This is a genomic window from Hansschlegelia beijingensis (assembly GCF_045505405.1).
In the GTDB taxonomy this organism is placed as follows: domain Bacteria; phylum Pseudomonadota; class Alphaproteobacteria; order Rhizobiales; family Methylopilaceae; genus Methylopila; species Methylopila beijingensis_A.
The window spans coordinates 1-7,720 of sequence record NZ_JBJKEX010000128.1 but is presented as its reverse complement, the minus strand read 5'-3'; the positions used below and the strand labels follow the sequence as shown (position 1 = coordinate 7,720).

Here is a 7,720-nt window from a genome sequence, read left to right as displayed (position 1 = left end):
GGGGCTTTGAGCCCCAGCAGCCCTATGGCGGGCCCGCCGGGCAGGGCGGGCAGGCTTATGAGCAGCCCTCGCGCGGCGGCGGTTTCCTCTCGGGCGCGCTGCAGACGGCCGCCGGCGTCGCGGGCGGCGCCCTGCTGTTTCAGGGCCTCCGCTCGATGTTCGGTGGCGGAGAAGCCCAGGCCGGCGAGGCCGCGAAGCTTGCCGACACGCCCACGGCGGACCAGGAGGCTGGCTCCGCGGCCAATGCCGCGGGTCAGGATGAAGGCTGGTTCTCCGGGCTTCTGGACAGCGTCGGCGGGCCGCAGCACGACGGACCGGGCGAGCCGGGACCGGAGGATCTGGGCGGCCTGGGACCGGATAACGACGACGATTGGATCTGATCGGGCGAACCGAACGCTGCGCTCGTCGTTGACCCTCGTAAGCAGGGGCGAGGATCCCGCCACAATGCGGGACGTGAACAGTGGAGTGCGCCCATGGCCGCTCGGCACGACAATGATCGCGAAGAGCTCAAGCGTCAGGGAGGTTCGGACGCTGACCTGCTCGAACTTCCGATCGAGGGCAGCCTTGAGTCCGAGGACGGCTCGGAGGATTCCGGCGTCAGCTCTTTCCTGGACCGCTTTCTGAGGCCGGCGCCGCCGCGCGCCGGCTGAGGCCGACTTCCGACAGATCGTCAGGGATGACGGCGGGCGCCTGCGTTCGCCGCCACGAGGCGCTCGATCGCCCGCTGGTCGTAGGGCTTCGAGATGAAGGCGGCGTCGCGCAGCTCGTCCGGCGCGTCATCGGCGTCGGAGCCCGACACGAAGGCGAACGGCAGGCTGCGGTCTTTCAGCGAGCGGGCGAATTCGTAGGACTTGCCGTCGGCCACGTCGACGTCGAGCAGAGCGAAGTCAAAGCCGCCGGACAGGGCGCGGCGCGCCTGCGCGATCGAGCGGCAGGACGTCACGTCCGCGTCGGTCCAGCAACAGACGATCGTTGCGAGATCGAGGGCCAGAATCGCGTCGTCTTCGAGAATGAGGACCCGGAAAGGCGCCATCGTGGATACTCCGACACAGCACGACCCCGGCGCCATAACGCGCGGCCGAGGTGGGAGTTTCGTGGTGGCGGGCGCGTGGCGAAAAATAAAAAGTGTAGTGAAAATTAGGCCTTAGTTAACCTGATGGAGTCCGCCGCCGAAGCGGCGGACCCGGCCGCGACGGGCCTTAGATCACCTTGACGGTGGTGCCGACCCCGACGCGCTCGTAGAGGTCCATGACGTCTTCGTTGGTCATGCGGATGCAGCCCGACGAGACGGCGTGGCCGATCGTCCAGGGCTCGTTGGAGCCATGGATGCGATAGAGCGTGTTGCCGAGATAGAGCGCCCTTGCCCCCAGAGGGTTGTCAGGGCCGCCCGCCATCATCACGGGGAGCTCCGGGCGGCGCTTCCGCATCTCCGCAGGCGGGCGCCAGTCCGGCCATTCCTTCTTGTTCGAGATCTTCTCGACGCCCTTCCAGCTGAAGCCTTCCTTGCCGACGCCGACCCCATAGCGGATCGCGGAGCCGTCGTTCTGGACCAGGTAGAGGTAGCGCGCCCTGGTGTCGATCACGATCGAGCCGGCCGGCTCCGAACCCCGGTAAGGGACGACGGTGCGGGCGAATTTCGGGTCGATCGAGCGGCGAACCTGGCCTGCGCCGGCCGCGGAGGGCGGGCCGGCGAGTCGCGTCCCGCGCCGGACCTCCGGCTCGCGGTTGTACGGGTCGTACCGCGGATCCTCGTAATACCGATAGCTGCGGGCGTCGCGGCTATACGGATCCGGGCCGTCATAGACGTCGTAGTCTCGCTGGCGGCTGGTGGGGACGCGGCGGGGCCGCCCCTCGTAGCGGTAGACCGTGTCGCCCGGGTCGTCGAACATGTCCTCGACATAGCCGCGCCGGTACGCGCGGCGCTCCACCCGGCGAATGACGCGGCCGTCCTCGTAGTAGCGCTCGACGACCCGCGCCTCGCCTCTCGGAACGTAATCCGGGGCCGGGATGACGATCGGATCGGCCAGGGCGGGCGCGGCCCAAAGGGCGCCGACGCCGAGCGCAAGGGCGCCGCAGACTGCGGCGACGGAGGCGCGGACGAAGATCACCGTGGAGACTCCTTGGGAGGCGAGTGACGGCGGGGAAGCAGTGTGGCTCCACGCCATTTACGCGGGATGAACGATTGCGTTCCTCCGCCGGGAAAGTGGCGAAGATAGGCCCTGCGACGCCGCGGCGCGCGCCGCCGGACCGGTTCGGGACGAACCTCAAGCCGACTTGATCGGATCGCGCGCGGCTGCCGCCGCGGCGCTGCGTCGCCTTGCGCCGCTCCCGCCCCATAACCGAGACGCAGCGGCGGCGACGCGCTTCAGGAGCTTGTGCGACAGATGTCGGAATTCGTGATCCGTGAAGCGACGGACGAGGACGCGCCGACGCTCGCGCGGCTGATGGGCCACGCGGCCGAGGAGCGCTCCCCGGACGGGCCGGGACCGGAGGCGCTCGATCGCCCGGCGAGCTCCTTCGCCGATCGCGGCGGGAGGCTGTGGCTGGTGTTCTGCGAGGAGGAGGTCGTGGGCTCGCTCGGCCTGACGCCGCACGGCCGGCCGCGGGAGTTCGAGCTTTCCATGATCTGCCTGAGGCCCGAAACCCGCGGCAAGGGACTGGCGGCCGCGCTGCTCGCCGGAGCGAACGCGTTCGCGGCCGCCTCGGGCGGCGAACGGCTGTCCCTGTGGGTCGACGTGACGTTCGAGGACGTGCAGCGCTTCTGCGAGCGCCAGGGCTTCATTCGCGAGCCGGGGGTCCGCGCCCGCCACGACCGGGCAGGGGCGCTCGAATGCCGCTTCTCTCGGGCTGTGGCGGTCTGAGCCTCAGCCCACCGCCTTGCGGAGCTCGCCCAGCCTGCGCCGCGTGACCTGCCAGGAGCCGAAGCCGAGCCGCCCCTCCATCTCCGTCTGGGCGAGCCGCCATAGCGGCAGCGCCCCGTCGAGCGCCGCGCGGCCCTTGTCGGTGAGCGTCGGCTTGCGGCGGCCGTGAAGGCCCTTTTCAGGCGCCACCAGACCTTCCTTCCGCAACAGCTGCAGGTTGCGGACGAGCGTCGTCCGTTCGAGGTCGATCAGATCCGCTAGGTCGGTGATCGAAGCCGCCTCGCCGGCCTCGATCGCGGCCAGCAGGATGAACTGGGTGCCCTTGAGCCCAGACGGGCGCAACGCCTCGTCATAAAAACGGGTGACCGCGCGCGCCGCCATCCGCGTGTGCGAACAGGCGCACATGGTGTGGATATCGACGATCTCTTCGCGAGTCGGCATCGACCTGACGATCGGCGCTAAACTGAAGGGAATCAAGCGGAGAAGCAGGGCGGCGGCTCTGTCGTCCGGCGTTCGCCTCGTGTATCCGGTCTGGTCCGATCGGCCTCGAAAGGAAGCGTGATTGCAAGACGACTGCGTAGTTCGCGATCGGCCCCCGGTCCCAGCCGCCCGCGCTTCGGCCGAGGCGCGGCGCAGTCTCAGCGACGCGCCCCATCCGACGCCTGCACCCCCGGGCCCCGGCGACCTCGAGCTTCCGGCCATCCCGGACGTTCTTCTTGAGCACCGCCCCGGGGAGGATCGCCGCGACCTGATCGTGGTCTGCTCGCCGAGCCGCCGCTTCATCCTCTATCGCCACGCCTTCCCGGGCGACGCGCTGTACGTCTCCGATCTCAAGGGCTTCTACTATCTCGCGGTCGCCCGGAAGCTGGCGCGCGAACTGGTGCGGTTCATCGAACGGGGCGGCTATGAGCGCGTGCTGTTCCTCGGGACCAGCAAGGGCGGCTTCGGCGCGCTGCTTCTGACGCGGCTCTGCGCGCGCCTGAGGCCCGACCGGACGTTCCGCGCGCTGGCGTTCAGCCCGCAGGTGCGGCTTCATCCGCTCAACCCGGACCTCTATTTCCCGAGCTATCGCAGGTTGCGCCGGGTGGCCCGCGCCCGGTTCGCCATGCGCGCCGCCCTACGCCTGCATGGCGACGTGTCGCGCGTCGCGGACGCCTCCAACGTCCATGCGACCGTCGTCTACGCCACCGAGAATCCGACGGACCTCGCGGAGGCGAACCGGCTTGGCGGCCGGAACCTCCGCAAGCTCCCGATCGCCGGCACCAGCCACGGCTCGGTCCTGTATTTCACCCTTCAGGGCCGGCCCGAGAGCTATGTGCGCGGCCGCATCGCCCGGATCTACGCCCGGGCGAAGCGCCGCGGTCAGGATCACGACCAGGACCTCTTCGCCTCCCGGCCGAAAGATCCCGAGCAGTTCGTGCGTGAGATCATGCTGGCCCCGAGCTACCTGCCCACGCTCGAAGGCCTGTTGCAGGAGGCGCTCGCCGCGGCTCCCCGGCCGTTGTCGACCGGCGAGCGGATGACGGCTTCGATCCGGCGTCTGGCGCAGATCGCGGGCGGCGCGTGCCGCGGTTTTTCGAGGGAGCGGCAGGTCAAGGGCCACCCGTCCGGCGGGCGTCCGGCGGGCGCAAAAAATTCCCCGACGAGGCCGATCCCGAAATCTTGACAGCCCCCGGGGCCGTTCGTATCTCGTCGACGCGTTAGCACTCAGCCGCAAAGAGTGCTAACAACCCGGCGGGCCTTACCGCCGGCAAGATTTTGGAACGCGAAGCAGTTGCGCGCGCTCGAGAGGATTTAACCCATGAACTTCCGTCCGCTGCACGACCGCGTGGTCGTCCGTCGTCTGACCGCCGAGGAAAAGAGCAAGGGCGGCATCATCATTCCCGACACCGCCAAGGAAAAGCCGCAGGAAGGCGAAGTCGTCGCCGTGGGCCCGGGCGCCCGTGACGAGAGCGGCAAGGTCGTGGCCCTCGACGTCAAGGCCGGCGACAAGATCCTGTTCGGCAAGTGGTCCGGCACCGAAGTCAGGATCGACGGCGAAGAGCTGCTGATCATGAAGGAGTCGGACATCATGGGCGTGATCGCCTGATCATCTCCGCTTCTACTTCCGGACGGCGAGGCCCGAGCACTCGGGTTCGTGGCGAGCCGGCCGATTACAGACACGCTCAAAGGAGCAAATGAACATGGCTGCGAAAGACGTACGTTTTTCCGCCGACGCGCGCGAGAAGATGCTGCGCGGCGTCGACATCCTCGCCAATGCGGTGAAGGTCACGCTCGGCCCGAAGGGTCGTAACGTCGTGATCGAGAAGTCCTTCGGCGCTCCGCGCATCACCAAGGACGGCGTCACCGTCGCCAAGGAGATCGAGCTCGAGGACAAGTTCGAGAACATGGGCGCCCAGATGGTGCGCGAAGTGGCCTCGAAGACCAACGACCTCGCCGGCGACGGCACCACCACGGCGACCGTCCTGGCCCAGGCGATCGTCAAGGAAGGCGCCAAGTACGTCACCGCGGGCATGAACCCGATGGACATCAAGCGCGGCGTCGATCTCGCCGTCGCCAAGGTCATCGAGCACCTCAAGGCGTCCTCCAAGAAGATCGCTTCTTCCGAGGAAGTCGCGCAGGTCGGCACCATCTCTGCCAATGGCGAGAAGGAATTTGGCGAGATGATCGCCAACGCCATGCAGAAGGTCGGCAACGAGGGCGTCATCACGGTCGAGGAGGCCAAGAGCCTCGAGACCGAGCTCGAAGTGGTCGAGGGCATGCAGTTCGACCGCGGCTATCTCTCGCCGTACTTCATCACCAACGCCGAGAAGATGATCGCGGACCTCGAGGACCCCTACATCCTCATCCACGAGAAGAAGCTGTCGGGCCTGCAGGCGATCCTGCCCGTCCTTGAGGCGGTCGTGCAGTCGGGCAAGCCGCTCGTCATCATCGCCGAGGACATCGAGGGCGAGGCTCTGGCCACCCTCGTGGTCAACAAGCTCCGCGGCGGCCTCAAGGTCGCGGCCGTCAAGGCGCCGGGCTTCGGCGATCGCCGCAAGGCGATGCTCGAGGACATCGCGATCCTGACCAACGGCCAGGTGATCTCGGAAGACCTCGGCATCAAGCTCGAGAACGTGACCCTCGACATGCTCGGCCGCGCCAAGAAGGTGACGCTCGAGAAGGAGAAGACCACGATCGTCGACGGCGCCGGCGAGAAGGACGCGATCGAGGGCCGCGTCGCCCAGATCAAGGCCCAGATCGAGGAGACCACCTCGGACTACGACCGTGAGAAGCTCCAGGAGCGTCTCGCCAAGCTCGCGGGCGGCGTCGCGGTGATCCGCGTCGGCGGCGCGACCGAGGTCGAGGTCAAGGAAAAGAAGGATCGCATCGACGACGCGCTCAACGCGACGCGCGCTGCGGTCGAGGAAGGCATCGTGCCGGGCGGCGGCGTCGCCCTGCTGCGCGCCAAGAAGGCCATCGACGGCACCAAGCATGAGAACCCGGACATCCAGGCCGGCTTCAACATCGTGCTGAAGGCGCTCGAGGCCCCGATCCGTCAGATCGCCGCCAACTCCGGCGTCGAGGGCTCGATCGTGGTGGGCAAGCTGCTCGAGAGCAGCTCCCCGACGGCCGGCTTCAACGCGCAGACCGAAGAGTACGTGGACATGATCGAGGCCGGCATCGTCGACCCGACCAAGGTCGTCCGCACCGCTCTCCAGGACGCGGCCTCGGTCGCCTCGCTGCTGATCACCACGGAAGCGATGGTCGCCGATCTGCCGAAGAAGGACTCCGGCGCTCCGGCCATGCCGGGCGGCGGCATGGGCGGCATGGACTTCTGATCCACGCCATCTGGCGAAACGAGAAGGCCCCGGAGCGATCCGGGGCCTTTTTCTTTGGCTGAACGGACGACCGTCGCCCGCCGATCACCTGAACTCGACGATGGTCCTGTTCGGCTCGACGAGCCTGCCGAGCGTCTCCGCGTCCCAGTTGGTCAGGCGGACGCAGCCGTGGCTTTCCGTCTTGCCGATCTTCGACGGCTCGGGCGCTCCGTGGATCCCGTAGGTCGGCTTGTCGAGGTCGATCCACATGCTGCCGACCGGGCCGTTCGGGCCGGGCCTCAGCGTCAGCTTCCGCTTGTTCTTGCCCTGCTGGAAGTTCTTCTTCGGGTCGTATTTGTAGACCGGGTTCAGGTAGGGCTTCGTCACCTTGACGGTTCCGCTCGGGGAGGGGGTGTCGCCCGAGCCCACGGTGGCGGGAGCGGCCATCACCAGCGCTCCGCCTTCGTCGAATGCGCGAAGCTCGTTCTCGGCCTTGTCGACCAGGATGCGGAGCACGCGCCGATCGGGCGCGGGATCCTCGCCCGTGGCGGCGACCAGGATCTTCGATCCCGCCTTGTTGAAGTCGACCTCCGGATTGAGGCGACGCATCAGGCCTTCGTCGAGATGGAAACGCTCGGCGAGCATCTCCGCGGCGTCACGGAAGCCGATCCACTTCATCCTGGCGAGCTTGGCGTAGTCGGTCGGCAGGGGCTTGCCGACATACTGGCCGTTCTCGTCCTCCGGCGTGATCTCGTAGATCAGCGTCGCCTTGGCCTGATCCTCCGACAGTTTCGCCCAGGCCTCGGCGTCCAGCTGATCGCCGGCCGGCAGTCCCCGCATCTCGCGGAAGGCGCGGACCGCGCGACGCATGTTGTCGCCGTAGAGCCCGTCGATCGCGCCCGGCGAGGCGTGCGCGCGGTCGAGCAGGATCTGCGCGCGGATCAGGAACGGGTCTGGCGCGTCGCCGGCCTTCGGGAGCGCCGCAAGCCTGTCCCGGGCGGCCGTCCGGTCGCGCTTGTTCCTGGCCTTGGCGAGCGCCTCCTCGGCCGCTTTGCGGCC

General features: G+C 68.1%; 10 protein-coding genes. 6 read left to right on the top strand and 4 right to left on the bottom strand.

Features of this window, described 5'->3' with window-relative positions:
* Both ACIKT0_RS09855 and ACIKT0_RS09850 read left to right on the top strand, forming a co-directional pair.
* Positions 1-380, top strand: a 380-nt coding sequence (locus ACIKT0_RS09855) for a DUF2076 family protein (protein ID WP_407105180.1), incomplete at its 5' end; no start/stop codon positions are given.
* 93 nt (positions 381-473) lie between these two features.
* The gene (locus ACIKT0_RS09850) at positions 474-650 is read left to right on the top strand and encodes a hypothetical protein (RefSeq protein ID WP_407105179.1); all 177 of its coding nucleotides are present in this window, start codon (positions 474-476) and stop codon (positions 648-650) included.
* A gap of 20 nt (positions 651-670) precedes the next feature.
* On the opposite strand, the gene ACIKT0_RS09845 is transcribed toward ACIKT0_RS09850, so the two are convergent.
* Positions 671-1,033: a response regulator gene (locus tag ACIKT0_RS09845; RefSeq protein ID WP_407105178.1), complete on the bottom strand. Its 363-nt coding sequence runs from the start codon at positions 1,031-1,033 to the stop codon at positions 671-673.
* A gap of 166 nt (positions 1,034-1,199) precedes the next feature.
* A complete protein-coding gene (locus ACIKT0_RS09840; protein WP_407105177.1) occupies positions 1,200-2,108 on the bottom strand; it encodes a L,D-transpeptidase in 909 nt (302 codons plus the stop codon).
* A 276-nt stretch (positions 2,109-2,384) separates the two neighbouring features.
* On the opposite strand from ACIKT0_RS09840, the gene ACIKT0_RS09835 reads away from it, so the two are divergent.
* The gene (locus ACIKT0_RS09835; RefSeq protein WP_407105176.1) at positions 2,385-2,861 is read left to right on the top strand and encodes a GNAT family N-acetyltransferase; all 477 of its coding nucleotides are present in this window, start codon (positions 2,385-2,387) and stop codon (positions 2,859-2,861) included.
* A 3-nt stretch (positions 2,862-2,864) separates the two neighbouring features.
* On the opposite strand, the gene ACIKT0_RS09830 is transcribed toward ACIKT0_RS09835, so the two are convergent.
* Positions 2,865-3,302, bottom strand: coding sequence for a MarR family winged helix-turn-helix transcriptional regulator (locus ACIKT0_RS09830; RefSeq protein ID WP_407105175.1), 438 nt, complete (start codon positions 3,300-3,302; stop codon positions 2,865-2,867).
* Positions 3,303-3,423: 121 nt separating this feature from the next.
* Here ACIKT0_RS09830 and ACIKT0_RS09825 point away from each other — a divergent pair, with 121 nt between their 5' ends.
* The 3 genes from ACIKT0_RS09825 (at position 3,424) to groL (ending at position 6,682) form a co-directional block, all read left to right on the top strand.
* Complete coding sequence (locus ACIKT0_RS09825) at positions 3,424-4,527, top strand: hypothetical protein (protein ID WP_407105174.1); 1,104 nt, start codon at positions 3,424-3,426, stop codon at positions 4,525-4,527.
* 135 nt (positions 4,528-4,662) lie between these two features.
* Positions 4,663-4,950: a co-chaperone GroES gene (gene groES / locus ACIKT0_RS09820; protein WP_183396550.1), complete on the top strand. Its 288-nt coding sequence runs from the start codon at positions 4,663-4,665 to the stop codon at positions 4,948-4,950.
* Between the two features lie 94 nt (positions 4,951-5,044).
* A complete protein-coding gene (groL, locus tag ACIKT0_RS09815) occupies positions 5,045-6,682 on the top strand; it encodes a chaperonin GroEL (protein WP_407105173.1) in 1,638 nt (545 codons plus the stop codon).
* Between the two features lie 84 nt (positions 6,683-6,766).
* Here the strand turns inward: groL and ACIKT0_RS09810 are convergent.
* On the bottom strand, positions 6,767-7,720 hold a 954-nt coding region (locus ACIKT0_RS09810; protein WP_407105172.1), incomplete at its 5' end, for a L,D-transpeptidase family protein.